This window comes from Pseudomonas sp. KnCO4 (genome assembly GCF_045344305.1).
GTDB lineage: Bacteria > Pseudomonadota > Gammaproteobacteria > Pseudomonadales > Pseudomonadaceae > Aquipseudomonas > Aquipseudomonas anuradhapurensis.
Genome location: NZ_CP174199.1, coordinates 2,488,548 through 2,505,450, shown reverse-complemented (window position 1 = coordinate 2,505,450; position 16,903 = coordinate 2,488,548). Strand labels below are relative to the sequence as shown.

Annotated in this window: 17 protein-coding genes; 8 read left to right on the top strand and 9 right to left on the bottom strand. The window is 65.6% G+C overall.

Translation table 11 applies throughout. The features are described from left to right. Positions 1–14 precede the first annotated feature (14 nt). Genes ACJA3S_RS11865 through ACJA3S_RS11855 form a run of 3 tightly spaced genes read right to left on the bottom strand, consistent with a single transcriptional unit; the run spans position 15 to position 6,131 of the window. On the bottom strand, positions 15–3,689 hold the full coding sequence (locus ACJA3S_RS11865) for a translocation/assembly module TamB domain-containing protein (RefSeq protein ID WP_406821977.1): 3,675 nt from the start codon (positions 3,687–3,689) through the stop codon (positions 15–17). After that, complete coding sequence (locus ACJA3S_RS11860) at positions 3,686–5,428, bottom strand: autotransporter assembly complex protein TamA (RefSeq protein WP_406822243.1); 1,743 nt, start codon at positions 5,426–5,428, stop codon at positions 3,686–3,688. Before ACJA3S_RS11860 ends, ACJA3S_RS11865 begins: the two co-directional genes overlap by 4 nt. 52 nt (positions 5,429–5,480) lie before the next feature. After that, positions 5,481–6,131, bottom strand: a complete 651-nt coding sequence (locus tag ACJA3S_RS11855; RefSeq protein WP_406821976.1) for a GNAT family N-acetyltransferase — start codon at positions 6,129–6,131, stop codon at positions 5,481–5,483. A 164-nt stretch (positions 6,132–6,295) separates the two neighbouring features. On the opposite strand from ACJA3S_RS11855, the gene xthA reads away from it, so the two are divergent. Next, complete coding sequence (gene xthA, locus ACJA3S_RS11850) at positions 6,296–7,108, top strand: exodeoxyribonuclease III (RefSeq protein WP_406821975.1); 813 nt, start codon at positions 6,296–6,298, stop codon at positions 7,106–7,108. Between the two features lie 81 nt (positions 7,109–7,189). Here xthA and ACJA3S_RS11845 read toward each other — a convergent pair whose 3' ends face one another. Then, complete coding sequence (locus ACJA3S_RS11845) at positions 7,190–7,942, bottom strand: anti-sigma factor family protein (protein ID WP_406821974.1); 753 nt, start codon at positions 7,940–7,942, stop codon at positions 7,190–7,192. Continuing rightward, positions 7,939–8,460 carry a sigma-70 family RNA polymerase sigma factor gene (locus ACJA3S_RS11840; RefSeq protein ID WP_406821973.1) on the bottom strand — a complete coding sequence of 174 codons (522 nt, stop codon included), beginning with the start codon at positions 8,458–8,460 and terminating at the stop codon, positions 7,939–7,941. The genes ACJA3S_RS11845 and ACJA3S_RS11840 overlap by 4 nt, the downstream gene beginning before the upstream one ends. 123 nt (positions 8,461–8,583) lie before the next feature. Between ACJA3S_RS11840 and ACJA3S_RS11835 the strand changes: the two genes are divergently transcribed. From ACJA3S_RS11835 to ACJA3S_RS11815, 5 genes are all read left to right on the top strand, one after another. Further along, positions 8,584–9,636, top strand: a complete 1,053-nt coding sequence (locus ACJA3S_RS11835; RefSeq protein WP_406822242.1) for a catalase family peroxidase — start codon at positions 8,584–8,586, stop codon at positions 9,634–9,636. Then, on the top strand, positions 9,633–10,166 hold the full coding sequence (locus ACJA3S_RS11830; protein WP_406821972.1) for a cytochrome b: 534 nt from the start codon (positions 9,633–9,635) through the stop codon (positions 10,164–10,166). Before ACJA3S_RS11835 ends, ACJA3S_RS11830 begins: the two co-directional genes overlap by 4 nt. 84 nt (positions 10,167–10,250) lie before the next feature. Beyond that, positions 10,251–11,456, top strand: coding sequence for an MFS transporter (locus ACJA3S_RS11825; protein ID WP_406821971.1), 1,206 nt, complete (start codon positions 10,251–10,253; stop codon positions 11,454–11,456). Positions 11,457–11,538: 82 nt separating this feature from the next. After that, positions 11,539–12,084 (top strand): cupin domain-containing protein, encoded by a 546-nt coding sequence (locus ACJA3S_RS11820; protein WP_087500627.1) that lies wholly within the window; start codon positions 11,539–11,541, stop codon positions 12,082–12,084. 20 nt (positions 12,085–12,104) lie between these two features. Then, positions 12,105–12,704: a DUF4157 domain-containing protein gene (locus ACJA3S_RS11815; RefSeq protein ID WP_406821970.1), complete on the top strand. Its 600-nt coding sequence runs from the start codon at positions 12,105–12,107 to the stop codon at positions 12,702–12,704. Between the two features lie 114 nt (positions 12,705–12,818). Here the strand turns inward: ACJA3S_RS11815 and ACJA3S_RS11810 are convergent, their stop codons facing one another. Next, a complete protein-coding gene (locus ACJA3S_RS11810) occupies positions 12,819–13,811 on the bottom strand; it encodes a bile acid:sodium symporter family protein (RefSeq protein WP_406821969.1) in 993 nt (330 codons plus the stop codon). Positions 13,812–13,929: 118 nt separating this feature from the next. On the opposite strand from ACJA3S_RS11810, the gene ampC reads away from it, so the two are divergent. Together ampC and ACJA3S_RS11800 are read left to right on the top strand one after the other, a co-directional pair. After that, complete coding sequence (gene ampC / locus ACJA3S_RS11805) at positions 13,930–15,072, top strand: class C beta-lactamase (protein ID WP_406821968.1); 1,143 nt, start codon at positions 13,930–13,932, stop codon at positions 15,070–15,072. A gap of 299 nt (positions 15,073–15,371) precedes the next feature. Next, a complete protein-coding gene (locus ACJA3S_RS11800) occupies positions 15,372–15,704 on the top strand; it encodes a hypothetical protein (RefSeq protein WP_186684916.1) in 333 nt (110 codons plus the stop codon). Positions 15,705–15,750: 46 nt separating this feature from the next. Here the strand turns inward: ACJA3S_RS11800 and ACJA3S_RS11795 are convergent, their stop codons facing one another. From ACJA3S_RS11795 to ACJA3S_RS11785, 3 genes are all read right to left on the bottom strand, one after another. After that, a complete protein-coding gene (locus tag ACJA3S_RS11795; protein ID WP_170029674.1) occupies positions 15,751–16,062 on the bottom strand; it encodes a hypothetical protein in 312 nt (103 codons plus the stop codon). 138 nt (positions 16,063–16,200) lie between these two features. After that, the gene (locus tag ACJA3S_RS11790; RefSeq protein ID WP_085626612.1) at positions 16,201–16,389 is read right to left on the bottom strand and encodes a hypothetical protein; all 189 of its coding nucleotides are present in this window, start codon (positions 16,387–16,389) and stop codon (positions 16,201–16,203) included. A gap of 139 nt (positions 16,390–16,528) precedes the next feature. Then, positions 16,529–16,849, bottom strand: coding sequence for a YbjQ family protein (locus ACJA3S_RS11785; RefSeq protein WP_406821967.1), 321 nt, complete (start codon positions 16,847–16,849; stop codon positions 16,529–16,531). Between the last annotated feature and the right edge of the window lie 54 nt (positions 16,850–16,903).

Below are 16,903 nucleotides of genomic sequence, written 5' to 3'. Positions count from 1 at the left end.
GCCCCTTGCGCGGCTCAGAAGTCGCGCTTGTAGAAGATGTCCAGGGAACTGGCCAGCCCACTGGCAGCTTCGAGGTAGACCTTCTTGCTCAGCTTGTAGCGCAACTCAATGGTGTTGGCGGGCTCGAACACCCCTACCCCGTAGCGCAGGCTCAGTTTCTCGGTAAGGTTGCCGCTGGCGACCACGCTGGTGGTGGTGCCGGAACCTTCGGTGTCCAGCTGGAAGTCGTCGATCCCCAAGCTTGAAGCCAGGCTGCCGGTGATGCCGGCGCTACCGGCCAGGCCCAGGCCCAAAGCCGCCTCGGCAAGCATGTTGCTGTCTTCGCCGGAAGCGCCCAGTGGCCGCCCCAGCACCAGATATGACAACGCCTGTTCCTGGCTCATGGCCGGCTCCGAGAACACCTTGGTAGTGGGTTGCTCTGCACTGCCGGTCAGGCGGATACCGGCAATCACGTCGTCAACCTTGCGGATGGCTTCGATGTCCAGGTACGGCTGATCGATCGGCCCGGCAAACAGTAGCCGCGCGCGGCGAATGGTCAGGCGCTGGCCGTAGGCACGGTAGCGGCCATCGGCCAGGCTCAGTTCGCCACGGGTATCAAGGTTGTCGCCGATGTGAACATGGCCGAGCAGATTGGCCTTCAGGCCAAAGCCGCTGAACGACAGCTTTTCGCGCCCCACTTCGACGTCGATGTCCATGGCCATCGCCATGGGCGCTGTGCCCTCCTCGGTCTGGTGGCCGACGATCACCGTGTCCTCCGACACTTTTACCGTGGACGGCGGCAACTCACGCACGGTGATCGTGCCTTTGGGTACCTGAACCTTGCCGGTAATTGCCAGCTTGTCATCGATCAGGCGCAGGGTCAGGTCCGGGGCAACCTCCAGCGTTGCATAGGGTTCCACCGTAACGGGCAGCTGCTGGCCTTGCAGGCGCAGGTCCATGCCCAGTGCCTGGCCCCAGGTGAGGTTGCCACGCAACTGGCCACGCCCCGCCTCGCCACTGCGCCAGTCACCTTCGAGCTGTACCTGCTCACCGGCTATCAACGCCTGCAACGACAGGTTGTCGAAGCTGACCGGCAACTCGGCACCACTGACCTCGCCGCCGCGCAGCATCAGGTTGCCGTTGACCTGCGGCGCCAACAGGGTGCCCGACAGCCGCCCGCTGCCATTGAGCTGCCCGGCCAGGCGCTCGACCATCGGCAGGAACGGCCGCGCCACTGACAGATCAAGGCCGGCCAGGTGGAAATCCCCTGACAACGGCTTGTTCCTGCCCAGCGGGTCGAGGCGGGTATTGACGTTCAGCTCACCCAGGCGCTGGCCACGGAACACCAGGCGGGTATCGATACGCCGCGGCGCCAGCATGCTGTCCAGGCGCAGGGCCTGGTAGGGGAAATCGACCCAACGGTCCTTGTCACGCACGCGCAGGGTACCGCCACTGGCGTCGACGACGATGCTGCCCTTGGGGCCGCTGGCCGGGATGTCCAGATTGATGTCGGCGTTGAGCAGGCCCTGCCAGGCGAAGTCTTTCGGTAGCCACTGGGCCAGGCTGTCCAGCGGGAACTGCTTGAGGTGATAGCGCAAGCGTGGCTCGGGGGCCAGGCGCTGATCGTCGCCGCACAGGCTGGCCTGGCCGGAGCGCCAGCAATGGGCGCCGAAGTCCAGCTGGCCGTTGGCCAGCCGCTGCAGGCGCGCCGGTGCCTGCAACTGCCAATCCTGGCCTCCGGCCTGGATCCGCCCGCTGGCCAGGCGCCCACGCCAGTCGCCCTTGTTCAGCTGGCCATCCAGGCCCAGGTCGAGCTTCAGTTGCGGGCCGTCCAGCGCCAGGGTCAGGGCTTGCTGGCGAATGTCGCCCTTGCCGTTGGCCTGCAGGTCACCCAATGCCGTGTCACCCAGGTGGATGCCGCTGGCCTTGAGTGCGACCACGCCGCGCTGGGCGTTGTCCAGCCGGGCATCCAGGCCCAGCTGCTGCAGGCGATTGTCAGCCAGGGCCAGCCGTTGGCCTTGCACGGCCAGGGTACCTTGCGGGGCCTGCAAGGTACCGGCGACGTCCAGCCGGCCCTTGACCTGGCCCTGCAGCCTTGGCCACAACTGGCCCAGCCGCGGCAGGTCGAGGTCGATCCGCCCGGCCAGGCGCTGCTGCAGGCTGCCACTGCCATTGATCCGGTTATCACCCAGTTGCACGGCCAAGGCGCCCAGCGTCCAACGCTCCCCTGCCCCTTGGGCGTCGACCTTGAGCACAGCCGGCTGGCCGCGCAGGCGGCCTTTCAGGTCAAGCTGAGCCTCCAGGCTCAGCGCATTACCTTTGAGCTCGCCCTTGCTGCGCAGCGGCCCGGCCAAGGTGCCTGGCAGCTCGGCCAGCCAATAGGCCGGGTCGAGTGCCGAAAGCTGCAGGGCAACGTCCCATGCCAGGTGCTCGGCAAAACCCACGGCGACGCTGCCTTCAGCCTTGCCTTGCCCGGCGCTCAGCGCCAGCTGCGGCAGCTTGACCTGGCTCAGGTCCCCTTGGAACGGGCTGGCCAGGCTGAACGGCCCGGCCGGGCCGTCCAGGTCGCCATTGAAAGTACCTTGGTAATTGCCATCGCGGTAATGCACCTGGGCGGTGAAGCGCTTGAGCGTGACCTGAGGCGGCGTTTCCAGCGGGTACAGGCGCAGCCACGGGAAGTCCTGCCAGTCCAGTTGCGCGTCGCTGACCAGGCCCTGCTGCCAGTCGGCGCTGGCTTGCAGCTTGATACGCTGGGTATCGCTGGCGCTCAGGTCCAGGGCATCCAGCCTGGCCCCTTTGCTGTCGACCACGCCAGACAACAGCAAGGCCACTGGCGACTGCTCGGCAGGCAGGCTGGCAGAGCCCGACACCTTGTAACCCGTGAGCAGGTTGCCCTTGGCATCGAGGCTGAGCTGGTTGAACTGCAAGGTGTCGGGTAGCGAGCCGGCTGGCTTGAATGCCTCGGAGCGAATCTGCAAGGTTGCCGGCAGATGCTCGGCCAGCGCCTGCAGTTGGCCGTTCAGCGTGGCGTCGAGGTAACCGCTGCTGCTACCGGTGAGCGCCAAGGTAGTCTGCAATCCCCCGCTGGCGCTCAACGCCAGCTGCCAGGGCTTGCCGTCTACCGCAGGCAACTGCAGCTGTGCCTGGAGTTGCACCGGCCAGTCACCCTCGGGCTGCAGGTTACCCTGCAGCTGCAACTGCAGGTCGTCGCGCTGCAGCTGCAGGCTGTCGATACGCATCCCGCTGCTGGTCCAGTGCGCTGCCAGTTGCACGTCGCCAAGCAGGTCGCTGCCGTCCAGGCGCAACTGGCCGACCTTGACTTCACCCAACTCGACAGCCACCGGCAAACGCAAGGCCGGCAACTGCAGCGGGCCGCTCTCGGCCGGCTCGGCACCGGGTGCAAAGGCCATGTCGATGCGTTGTGCCTGCAACTGGCCGATGCACAAGGTGGCACGCAGCAGGCAGGCAGGCGACCAGGCCAGCAACGCTGCCTGCACTTCGACCTGGCTGTCACCGTCGGCCCAGACCAGCTGGCTGGCTTGCCAGCGACCGGCCAGACGGCCCTGGAAGTCAGTCACCTCAAGCCCTGGCACCTGGCCCAGCACCCAGCGGCTGCCAGCCTCGGTCCCCAACAGCAGGCCCACTGCAATGCCCAGGCTCGCAATTACCCCGAGCAGGCCGCTCAGCAGATACTTGATTACACGCTTCACAGCTCGGGCCCCATGGAAAAGTGCAGGCGAATGCCGCCGTCGTCATCCAGCGCCCTGGCCAGGTCGAGGCGCAACGGCCCGACCGGTGATACCCAGCGCACACCAAAACCGACGCCGGTCTTCAGGCTCGGCAGCTCAAGGTCGTTGAACGAGTTGCCCTGATCGACGAAGGTCGCCAGGCGCCACTTTTCGGTCAACGAATACTGGTACTCGACGCTGCCGGCTACCAGGTAGCGCCCACCAATGCGGTCGCCATCGCTGTTTTTAGGCGACAGGGTCTGGTAGTCGTAGCCGCGCACGCTCTGGTCGCCACCGGCGAAAAAGCGTAGTGATGGCGGCACGTTATTCTTGAAACCATTGGTTGCACTGCCCCCGAACTGCACCCGGCCGAGCAGCCGGTGGTTGTGGCCAAGGGTGGTCAGGCCCTTGAGCAGCACGTTGCCATGCAGCAGGTTGGTGTCCGAAACCAACCCTTCCTTGGCGGCCTGCACATCGAACTGCAGGCGGTAGCCGTTGTGCGGGTCGATGCGGTTGTCACTGCGCAAGAAGGAAAAGCTCACGCCCGGCATCAGCAGGTTGCTCAACCCGGAATCGTCGCCCAGGCGATACTCCTCGCGCTGGTACTTGAGCGAGATTACCCGCTGCCAGCCGCTGGGCAGCTTGCTGTGCCACTCGGGGCCGACCGTCAGCAGTTTACTCAGGGTATCGGTGCCGGCGAGTTCCTCGTTCTGGTAACCGCCAGCGAAGCGCAGCTTGTCGGTCAGCGGCGGGTCGAGCGGTATGTCGTACCACAGGCCGACGTTCTGCCGGGGTGCCGACAGTTCGGTTTCCCAGCCGTAGCTGTGGCCTTGCGGGTTGACCCAGTGGCGAGTCCAGTTGGCCTTGCCACGAGGGCCAACGTCGGTCGAGAAACCCAGGCCCAGGCCCAGGGTGCGCGGTTTGCGTGTCTGCAGGTGAACATCCACCGGGACTTCCTCACCGACGGCCGCGGTGGGCGCCGCATCCACCCGCACACCTTCGAAGTAGCCGCTCGACTGCAGGTCGTTGTTCAGTTCGGCGACCAGTTCGGAGTCGTAGGGTGTACCTGGCTTGAACGAGACCATGCGCTGCAGCAGGTCATCGTCCAGCGGGGTGTCGCCGCCGAAGGTGACGGCGCCCAGGCGGTAGCGCGGGCCGCTCTGGTAGACCAGTTCGATGTCGGCCACGCCAGCCTGTGGGTCGACCGCAAGGCGCTGGCGGCTGAAGCGCCCACTGAAGAAGCCATAGCGCGACGCCTGGTTCTGGATCAGCCGTTTGGCATCTTCGTAATGGCCATGGTTGAGTTGCTCCCCTGCCCGTAGCGCCTTGCTGTCGGGCATGCGAAAAGCCTTCAGCTCGCTGGCCGGGCCTTCGATGCGCACGGTCACGTTGCGCAGGCGAATCGGCTCGCCCGGGTCGATGCTGATGATCAGTTGCGGGGAACCGTCAGCCGCGCTGGCAGGCTTGACCTCGGTATCGATCTGGGCCTGATAGTAGCCAAGTGCCTGTGCGGCTTTGCGCGCCTGCTCCTGGGCGCCGCGACTGAAGCGCAGCAGCGCTTCTTCATCGCGGTCGCCAAGGGTACCGATGTAGCCTTCGACATTGGCCTTGAGCGCTTTGTTGGCCGGTTTTACCTTCACCAGCAACTCGCTCTGGCCCCATGCTGCGAAACTGGCGGCCCAGATAACCAGGCCCCAGGTCAATCTTCCTGAATACGTCATGCGGCGCATGCTACCAGAGCCGCGCGCTCAAGTGAGCCGCTGCGCTGCCCGCTCAGGCGAAAGCAGAATCGGAAGCGACCGGGTTGGGATGAAAGAACACCCGCTCTCGGATTGGCCCTACAGCCACCTCTCCAATTTCTTCATAGCCCTGGCGCTGGTAAAACGCCAGGTAGTGTTCGTTGCCGGTGTCCAGTAGCACACCCTGGGTGTTGGCGTCCGCAGCGCACCAGTCGTGCACGGCTTGCAACAATTGCTCGCCATACTGCTTGCCCTGGAACTGCGGGTGCACCCCCAGCAGCGGCAGTACGTGGACCTTATCGGTGGGCAGGCAGCTGGCCAGGGCCGCCTGGTAGTCCATGTAGCGGCGGGTGCAGCGCAGGCCGGTGCCCAGCATCATGCGCAGGCGCCAGGCCCAGCTGTCGGCCACGCCCAACCGCCGTAGCGGCGGCACGATCAGGGCCAGGGCGATCAGGCGGTCCTCCAGCAGCAGGCCGATGGCCGGCAGTTGCAGGTAGAAGTGCTGGCGCACCCACTCGCGCACCATCACCCGCAGGCGCCGCTCATACCCTGGGCGCTGGGCCTCGAAGATATAGGCGAAGGTCGGTTCGTGGCGATAGGCGTTGTACAGCAGCGAACGCGCTTCACGGCTGTAGCCGTCGTCGAGCAGGCAGACACGCGCCGGAGCGGCAGTGGTTTCGGGCATTGCGAGCAAACCTCCTGGAATGGGCAGACAGTGCCTTGGAGGTGCCTCAGCGTGCATCGTTCACCCCCTGCAAAGCACGTTAGCAGCCGCTCCGCGAAGCCGCCATGCTGGTGGTGACAAGCGATGTCGGCTAGCATCGCGGCTTTTACCGGGATTGTCTTTCCATGAAGATCGTCTGTTTCAACATCAACGGCCTGCGAGCCCGCCCGCACCAACTGGCGGCGCTGATCGAAAAGCACCAGCCGGACGTGATCGGCCTGCAGGAAACCAAGGTCAGCGACGATCAGTTCCCGCAGGCCGACGTGCAGGCACTGGGTTACCACGTGCATTACCACGGCCAGAAGGGCCATTATGGCGTCGCGCTGCTGTCGCGCCAGGCGCCGCTGAGCCTGCACAAGGGCTTTGCCACCGATGAGGAAGACGCCCAGCGCCGCTTCATCTGGGGCACCTACGCCGATGCCGACGGCAACCCGATCACCATCATGAACGGCTACTTTCCCCAAGGCGAGAGCCGCGACCACCCCACCAAGTTCCCGGCCAAGCAGCGCTTCTATGGTGACCTGCAGGCGCTGCTCGAAGGTCAGTTCCGCAACGACCAGCCACTGCTGGTGATGGGCGACATGAATATCTCGCCGCAGGACTGCGACATCGGCATCGGCCCGGACAACGCCAAGCGCTGGCTCAAGACCGGCAAGTGCAGCTTCCTGCCAGAGGAGCGGGAGTGGCTTGAGCGCCTGAAGGGCTGGGGCCTGGTCGACAGCTTCCGCCACCTGCACCCGGACGTGGCCGACCGCTTCAGCTGGTTCGACTACCGCAGCCGTGGTTTCGAGGACGAGCCCAAGCGCGGCCTGCGCATCGACCTGATCATGGCGTCGCAGCACCTGGTGCCACGGCTCAAGGCCGCCGGCGTGGACTACGAGCTGCGCGGGATGGAAAAGCCTTCGGACCATGCGCCGATCTGGCTGGAGTTGAGCTGATCGCCGGGGCTGCCGCGCAGCCCCCAGGTGGTTGAACCGGATGCGTCAAGGGCAAGCGAGCGCCGTGCTCGATCTGCTCGTTCACAACCCCAAGCGCAACGCCTCCCCCACCCCAGCACCGCGCACATCGTCCGCGGCGCTGACCAAGGCAAAGTTGTACGCCCCGTGCGACCAGTACCGCGCCTCCAGCTGGCCATCCACCCGTTGCCCATCCGGCATGCGCCGGTACTGCTCGCCCGGTGAGCGCAGGAACAGGCTGATGCGCTGCCCCTTGCCATCCTCGAACACCAGTAGCGCCGCCGGCCCTTGCTCATTGCTGAGCAGGCGCGCGCCCAGCGGTTTGAAGCCATACCCTGCCAGGTCCGGCAACTGGCCCACGCGGCTGAAATGCCGGCCCAGCCAGGCGCGCAATTGCGCCGGGTCGCTGGCCTGGATATCCAACGCCTCGCTGCCGGCAAACAGGCGGTGTGCCTGGAGCGCATCGGCCATCGGCAGCATCGCCTGCGCCAGGGTCGCCTCGCGCACCTGCCAACCGCCCAGCCCGCCCACCCCCAGTGCCAGCAACAGCACCGCAGCCGTGGCCCAGTGGCGTTGACGGCGCTGGCGTACTTGCCGCCGCAACCGGTCCAGGTCCAGTTGCGCCGCCCCCGGCAGGTCGGCAAAGCCGGCCAACGCCGCGCGCAAGCGGCGGGCATCGGCACGCCAGCCCTCGACCTTGGCCGCTGCCTGCGGGTTGGCCGCCAGCCAGGCCTGCACTTCGGCGCGGCGCGCAGGCTCCAGGCGCTCATCGACATAAGCGTGCAATTCGTCTTCGCTGGGGATCAGGCGCGTCATTTCAGTCTCCGCAAGGCCGGTGGCTGGGGGGCACCCTCGGTCAGTTGGCGCAAGGCATTGCGTGCGCGCGACAGGCGCGACATCACGGTGCCGATGGGGATGCCAAGCGCCTCGGCGGCCTCCTTGTAGCTCAGGCCTTCGACAGTCACCAGCAGCAGCAAGGCACGCTGCTCCGCCGTCAACCGGGCAAACGCCTGCAGGTCGGCCTGGGCCTGGACGATGGCTTCGAGGTTGTCGCCAACCGGCTCTTCATCACGTTCGCCCCGGCCGAACCAGGACAGCCAGCGTGCATGCAGGCGCTCGCGACGTTTACCGTCGAGAAACAGCCGATAAAGAATGGTGAACAGCCAGGCGCGCAGCGCATCGGCGTCACGCTGTTGGTCGCGCCGGCTCAGGGCCCGCTCGACCGTGGCCTGCACCAGGTCATCGGCGCTGCCCGGCTCGCGGGTCAGCCACACGGCAAAGCGGCGCAGGCGGGCCAGCAGTTCGCGCCACTGGTGGTCGTCCAGGTCGTGCATGGCAAGGTCCGGCCTCTGGGTTGGTCAGTGTAGGTAGCAGACGCCTGTGCGCACATTCTATTCCCCTCGAGGGAATAAGTTTTAGCCGACGCCGTCGTACCGGCACCTTCACTGAATCGGACCCTGACCATGAAATCACCCCTGCACGGCCAAGCCCTGGCCCTGCGCCTGGCCGCCATCGGCGCCGTGGTGCTGGCCGCCGGCGCCAGCTTTGCCTATGCCGCCGGCTGGCTCGGCCAGCCTCGGCTGACCCCGCAACGGATCATCGACACGTTCGAAGCGCAGGCCGGGCATTACCCGGGCTACCGCAAGAACCACGCCAAGGGCCTGTGCGTCAGTGGCTACTTCCAGGCCAGCGGCCAGGCCGCCAGCCTGTCTACAGCGCGCGTGTTCAGCCAGCAACGGGTGCCGGTGACCGGCCGTTTCGCCATCGGCGGTGCCAACCCGTTCGCCCCGGACACCGGCATACCGGTACGCAGCCTGGCCATCCAGTTCAGCACCGACGACGGCCAGGTCTGGCGTACCGGCATGAACAACCCGCCGGTGCTGGCGGTCAGCACACCGCAGGGCTTTTATGAGCAAGTGCTGGCAAGCGCGCCCGACCCGGCCACCGGCAAACCGGACCCAGGCAAACTGCAGGCATTCTTCGCCGCCCATCCGGAAAGTGCAGCATTTCGCCAATGGGCGGCCAGCTACAAGCCAAGCAACAGTTTTGCCAGCACGCAGTACCACAGCATCAATGCCTTCCGCCTGATCGACAGCGCCGGCACCGCCCACCCGGTACGCTGGCAACTTGAGCCGCACAGCGCGTTTGCCGCGTTGCCTGCCCAGGTCGACGACAAGCAGTTCCTGCAACACGACCTGCAGCAGCGCCTGGCCCAGGGCCCATTGCGCTGGACCCTGCGCCTGGTCCTGGCCGACCCGGGCGATGCGCAGGACGACCCTGCCCGCCCCTGGCCCGCCGAACGGCGCAGCGTGGATGCCGGCACCCTGGTACTGGAACAGGTCGATGCCCCCGAACAAGGTGCCTGCCGTGACCTCAACTTCGACCCGCTGATCCTGCCCACAGGTATAGAAGCGTCCAACGACCCGATCCTCGCCGCTCGCTCCTCTGCCTATTCAGAATCCTTCAACCGCCGCAGTCGTGAATCGCTCAGCACTGGAGCCCAGCCATGAGACCCGAAGCCTTCCACCCGCTAGCCCGCCTGTTGCATTGGTTGATGGCGCTATTGATCCTGGCCATGTTGTTCATCGGGGTGAGCATGGTCGTGGACCTGTCGCCACGCCATACCGTGCTGCTCAGCCTGCACAAGGCCACCGGCCTGGCCCTGCTGCTGCTGGTCGTGCTGCGCATTGCGGTACGCCTGGGCGTGCCTCACCCGCCTTTGCCGCACGACCTGCCGGCGCCACAGCGCTGGGCTGCCGCGGCTTCGCATGTGCTGCTCTATGGCCTGATGCTGGGCATGCCACTGTTGGGCTGGGCCATGCTGTCTGCGGGTGGTTATCCACCCCCGCTGGGTTTGCCGGCAATCGCCCCACACAACCTGCAGCTGTATGCCGTGCTGCGCCAGGCCCATGGCTGGGCCGGCTACCTGCTGTTTGCCACCGTGCTGGTGCACGTGGCTGCAGCCTTGATGCACGCGTGGGTGCGCCGTGACGGCGTGTTGCGTAGCATGTGGCCAGGCCCCCTGCGCCGCAACTCGTGACCGTTGGCAGACAGGGCCTTCGACAATTGATGATAATGCCCGCCCATTCGGCTTACTGTTTGCCGTACTGCCCTGGACTGCCTGATGAACCTCGCAAAGGACCCTGCCACTCTGCTGCCTGCCAGCACGCTGGATTTACGCCCGCTGTTGCTGGCCAACATGGCCTGCACCTTGTCGATGATGGCTTTTGTCGCGCTGATCGGCCCGCTTGCCCGCCAGCTTGGCATGGCTACCTGGCAAGCCGGTGCCGCAGTGACCGTGGCGGGGGTGGTCTGGGTGCTGCTGGCACGCCCCTGGGGGCGCGCGGCGGACCGCCTCGGCCGCCGACGTGTGCTGCTGCTGGGCAGTGCCGGCTTCACCCTGGGGTACTGGCTGTTGTGCCTGTTCGTCGAAGGCGCTCTGCGCTGGCTGCCGGGAGCGACCCTGGCGTTCGTCGGCCTGACCGTGGCACGCGCTTGCATCGGCGCCTTCTATGCCGCCATCCCGGTGGGCTGCAACGCGCTGATCGCCGACCATGTCGAACCCCAACGCCGGGCCCGCGCCATGGCCGCGCTGGGCGCTGCCAATGCCGTCGGCCTGGTGGTCGGGCCAGCGCTGGCAGCGCTGCTGGCACGGCATAGCCTGAGCCTGCCGTTCCACCTCCTGTCGCTGTTGCCGGCCAGTGCCTTTCTGCTCCTGCTGTTGCGCCTCAAGCCGCAGGCGCTGGCGCAGCACCATGCCCCCAGCCCGGTGCGGCTGACCGACCCGCGCCTGCGCCGGCCGCTGCTGGTGGCATTCTGCGCCATGCTCAGTGTCACGGTATCGCAGATCATCGTTGGTTTCTTCGCCCTCGACCGCCTGCACCTGGGCCCGACCGAAGCCGCCCAGGCTGCCGGGATTGCCCTGACCACGGTGGGCGTGGCGCTGATCCTGGCACAGGTGTTGTTGCGCCAGCTGGAATGGCCGCCGCTGAAAATGATCCGGGTCGGGGCCACGCTGTCGGCCCTGGGCTTTGCCTGCGGCGCGCTGGCAACATCCGCGCCGTGGCTGTGGGCCTGCTACTTTGTCGCGGCCGCGGGCATGGGCTTCGTGTTCCCGGCATTTTCCGCGCTGGCGGCAAACGCCATGCACGCCTCGGAACAAGGCGCCACGGCCGGCTCCATCGGCGCGGCGCAGGGCATGGGCGCGGTGGTCGGGCCGCTGGCAGGCACCCTGGTGTATGCGCTGGATCCACGCTTGCCGTTCCTCGCCGTTGCGGCCCTGTTGCTATTGGTCGGGCTGTGGCCGATGCCCCGCGAACAAAGGGCCTGACAAGCACAGCGCGCAAGCGAGCAGAGTGTGTTTTAATGCGCATCGCTCATTATTTTTGACACCTCTTGATTACAAGGCGGCTATGGACACGGGGACGCGACTCAAACTGGTGCGTGAACGCAACAACCTCTCCCAACGGGAACTGGCCCGCCGCAGCGGGCTGACCAATTCGACGATCTCGCAGATCGAACAGAATCGCGTCAGCCCTTCGGTCAGCTCCCTGAAAAAACTGCTCGAAGGCATTCCCATGAGCCTGGCGGAGTTCTTCAGCTTCGACGAACCGGTGCGCGAAGAACGCTACGTGTTCCGTGCTGGCGAACAGCCAGACCTGGGGCGCAACGGCCTGCGCATGCTGCTGGTCGGTGCCAGTGTCGAAGGCCGGCAGATGCGTATGCTGCGCGAGCTGTATGCACCGGGCGCTGACTCGGGCGAGCCGATCGTGCATGCCGAGGGTGAAGAGTGTGGCCTGGTCACCCGCGGCACCGTCGAGTTGTGGGTCGATGGCCAGGTCAGCGTGCTCAACTCGGGCGATGGCTACTACATTCCCACCACCTTGCCGCACAGTTTCAAGAACATCGGCCCGGACGAGGCCGAGATCATCAGCGCCAACACCCCGGCGAATTTCTGACCTTGCTGAACAGGCCCTGAATGAAGCGGATCACTATGCTGCTGGGGCTGCTGCTGGGGCTGGCCCAGCCTGCGCTGGCCGGCCAGGCTTGCCCGCCCGGGCAGTATCAGGTCTGCCTGATGGGCTGCTTCTGCGCCCCGATCGACCCCGGCCAGGCCGGGCAGATCCTCAAGGATGTGGAAAGCGTAGCCTCGTCCAGCCTGACCTACGCCTTGCAGCAAGCCCGCGACGAGGCCACCGCCAACGGCGTGCAACCGATCCCGTTGCACATCCGCGCGCAGCTCGAACCCTGGTATGACTTTGCCGTGCTCGACGCGGCGCGCTACCGGGTCGGTGACGAGCAGCAGATGAGCGCGGCCAACGCGCTGCTGCAGAACCCTGACGTGAACGCCGTGACGCTGATCGACACGATCATCTTCCGCCGCCCCTCCGATGCCGAGGACAACGTGGCCTTGTGGGCACACGAGCTCAAGCATGTGCAGCAGTATCAGCAGCTGGGCGTGGAAGAGTTCGCCCGGCGCTACACGCGCAACTACGACGACCTGGAAGCGCCTGCCTACAAGATCGAGGCTGAAGTGCGCAAGGCGCTGCGCGAGCGTGGTTCAGGCCAGGCCAGGTAAGCCACGCGTTGCTTCGCAGCGCTATCGCCGGCAAGCCAGCTGCCAGCAGTAGAGCCATGACTTGAGATCGATGCGCTCGAGGTGGGCAGCAGGCTTGCCGGCGACAGGGCCCCGTCAGGACGCTGCTGAAGCCTCTTCAGCCAGCTGTTCACGGCTGGCATAGCGTTGCGCCAGCACCGCACAGACCATCAGCTGGATCTGGTGGAACAGCATCAGCGGCAAGATCATCGCGCCGATGCCGCTGCCGACGAACAGCACCTGAGCCATCGGCACCCCGGTGGCCAGGCTTTTCTTCGAGCCGGCGAACAGGATGGTGATGCGGTCTTCCAGGGCAAAGCCCAGCAGCTTGCCCAACTGGCGGGTACCGAACAGCACCACCGCCAGCAGGATCGCGCATACGGCAAACAATCCGGCCAGGTGCTGCGGCGATACCGTGTGCCACAGCCCGGTGACCACCGCCTCGCTGAAGGCGGTATACACCACCAGCAGGATCGAGCCCTGGTCCACTACCTTCAACCAGCGTGCATTGCGCTTGACCCAGGCGCCAATCCAGCGCCGCGCGAGCTGCCCGGCCACGAACGGCACCAGCAGTTGCAGGGTGATCTTCAGCACCGCATCCAGGCCTGAGCCGGTATCACCGCTGGCGCCCAGCAGCAGCATGACCAGCAGGGGCGTGAGGAAGATGCCCAGCAGGCTCGATGCCGCCGCGCTGCAGATGGCTGCCGGCACGTTACCGCGTGCCAGAGAAGTGAAGGCAATGGCCGACTGCACAGTGGCCGGCAAGGCACACAGGTACAAGACACCCAGGTACAGCTCGTTGCCCACCAGCGGTACGAACAGCGGCTTGAATGCCAGGCCCAGCAGCGGGAACAGCACAAAGGTGCAGGTAAACACCAGCCCGTGCAGGCGCCAGTGCCCGGCACCGGCGATGATCGCTTCGCGCGACAGCTTGGCCCCATGCAGGAAGAACAGCAGGCCGATGGCCAGGTTGGTCAGCCAGCCGAAATACACCGCGCCGTCGCCCGAGCAAGGCAGCACGGTGGCGATCAGGACCACCCCGAGCAAGGCCAGGGTGAAATTGTCGAACAACATGCGCAAATACTTCATCACAGTTTCCGTCTTGTCATTGGCCAAGGGCAGACGATAAGGTCTTCGGCTTTTCACCGCTAACGCCGGAACCCCCACCGGTATCGCTCAACGGACACTTCCCGCAAAGGACCCGCCCATGCCCTTCCCCCGCCTGGCCGCAGTTGCAGCCGCCCTCACCCTCGCCTTGGGCCACAGCGCCGCCGAAGCCGACGACCAGCTGCAGGCCAAGGTCGACCGGATCATCCGCCCGCTGATGCAGGAACAAGGCATTTCCGGCATGGCCGTGGCGCTCTATGCCCGCGACCACGCGCACTATTTCAACTACGGCGTGGCGAGCAAGGACGACCCTGTACCGGTCAGCCGCGACACGCTGTTTGAAATCGGTTCGCTGAGCAAGACCTACACCGCTACCCTGGCCGCGCTGGCCAGCGCCGAGGGCAAACTGGACCTCGCCGCCCCGGCCAAGCGCTATCACCCTGCGCTGGCCGGGACGCCTCTCGGCGAGGCGAGCGTGCTGGACCTGGGCGCCTATAGCGCCGACTGCCTGCCGTTGCAGTTCCCGGACACGGTGCAGACCGCACAGCAGGTAGTCGATTTCTTCCGCCACTGGCAGCCCCGGGCCAAGGCGGGTACGCAGCGCTGCTATTCCAACCCCAGCCTGGGGCTGTTCGGCGACCTGGCCGCTCGCGCCCAGCATCAACCGTTCTCGGCCCTGATGAGTGAAGGCCTGCTGGCGAAAATGGGCCTGCAGAACACCTACCTGCAGGTCCCGGCCGATGCCCAGGGGCTGTATGCCCAAGGCTACGACGCCAGCGACAGGCCGGTGCGGGTCGGCCCCGGCCCGTACGCAGATGAGGCGTACGGCATCAAGACCAGCGCCAGCGACCTGCTGCGCTATGTGCGCCTGGCCATGCAACCGGACGGCCTGCCCCCTGCCCTGGTGCAAGCGACAACCATTACCCGACAGGGCTACTTCCAGGTCGGTGCCATGACCCAGGGCCTGGGCTGGGAGCGCTACCCGTATCCGGTCACGCTGGCTACCCTGGTCGACGGCAACAGCCCGCGGCTCATTCGCGAACCGCAGGCGACCACACGCTTGCAACCCGCCCTGCCCGCGCTGGCGGCAGCCTGGTACAACAAGACCGGTTCGACCAATGGTTTTGGTGCCTACGCCGCGTTCGTGCCGTCCGAACAACTGGCCATCGTGTTACTGGCCAACCGCAACTACCCCAACGAAGCCCGCGTCCGCGCCGCCTTCGAGATCCTTTCAGGGCTGTAGCGGCGGCAGCAATTGTCGGACAAAACGACACAATGTAGTGAGGAAAAATATTCACTACAAAATGGTTGACGCCGTTCATCGCCCTTGGGCATGATGAAGCCGTCTCTCTGATCGGGAGCGGTGGCAAGGGTGTTCCAGACGGCCTGCGCGGTAACGCAGGCCGTCCGTGGAGAGGGAAACTGTCCAAAAGGCAGCGTGAGAAAGCCCCTGTTGCGATGCTGCTGTAGCAGCCTTGGTAGTGCGCTACACCGTGGTAGCGCCAACTGTGAAAATCACTACGACTGGGTAATGGGGGCTTTATGATGAACCTGAACAACAATCCGACTATCGACCAATTGGCCCAGCTGTTCGCCATGCGCAAGGACAGCCTTGACGACCACCTGCTGTGGGTCAGCCAAACCGGTGAAGTGCGCCTCGACCGCCTGCCACCGAATACCGTCGAAGATGAATTCGAAGAGCACCTGCCCAGCATGCGTGCCCGCTTCAAGGTCTACCGCCGTGGCCAGGGCTACGTCGGCAAGAAGGCCGCCGCTGACACCGAGTTCGTCGGCCGCGTCCTGCAGACCCTGCAACAAGAATGGCCCGCTGTTCGCGAACAGCAGGCCGTCAAGGTGATCGATTCGATCAATTGAGGATCCGCCTCCTTGACCAAGCCCGGCCCGCCAAGGCCGGGCTTTTTCATGCCTGACGCCGACGGTGGCGGGTTTCCGGCAAAGGCAAGGCCCCGGTGGCCATCGCCCGGGCACGGTCGACACCCCAGACCAGGGCGCGGGTCATGGTCTCGCCAGGCCGCGCGGGGTAATACTCCTCCAGCAGTGCCCGCCCATCCCCGGCATACAACCCCAGGAACAACTGGGTCGCCCCCAGCCGTGACAGGCGCACCTGCACGTCCAGCGTGGTGCCGTCACTGAGCGCTTCATCATGGCTGCGGCTATGCAATTGGGCGTCAGCCCACCGCCAATAAGTCTCTTCCCTGACTCGCATGAGCATTCGATCCTCCGTTGCGCTATGCGGCGTCAGGAAATCACAGTCTTGGCCATCCGGCGAGTGCTACCCGGCAATGCCATGAGGCGGATCAACGAATAGCAACAAAAACCCCGCCGTTCGGCGGGGTCTTGTTGGGGCGGGTCACTTCTTCAGTGGCACCCGCGGCATGAAGCGGCCTTTTTTGCTGCGCTGCAGGTGGGCGGGTTGGAGCTGTTCGGAATCATCCAGCGTCATGTGGGCGAAACCCAGGCGGAATGCCGCCTGGCCGCAACGCACCTGGCTGTTGATCGGAAACACGTCGTTCAGGTCTTCGAAAAAGGATTCGCTCATGCCCTGTCTCCCTCCAGTGGCGGACGCGCCGGCAACCAGAAGGGTTGCCCAGGTAAACGCGACCAGTGGAAATCAGACTAGCTGGTCATTTGCGGACTACCCGGCCTGAATTACCGGGCCCGACCAGCGGCTGAACGCGCTACTTCAAGCGCACCGCCGTGCCGGTGGCAAATACCACGACCATGCCACCCTGTACCGATGGCATGCTGATCTCGAAATCCACCCCCACTACGGCATCGGCTTGCAACTGGCGTGCCCGCGCTTTCAGTTCTTCGGTAGCCTGCTCCCGGGCCTCGCGCAGGGCGCTTTCCAGGGTTTGCGAGCGGCCGCCGAAGACATCGCGGAAGCGTGCAAAGAAATCGCGCACGAAGTTGATGCCTTGCACCGATTCGGAGCTGACCACGCCCAGGTACTCGGCAATCGGGCGCCCTTCAAGCTGGCTGGTGGTGGTAATGATCATGGGTGCACTCCATTGGCCTGGCAAAAGAGGCCGATTCTAGCAGAGAGCGGCAGC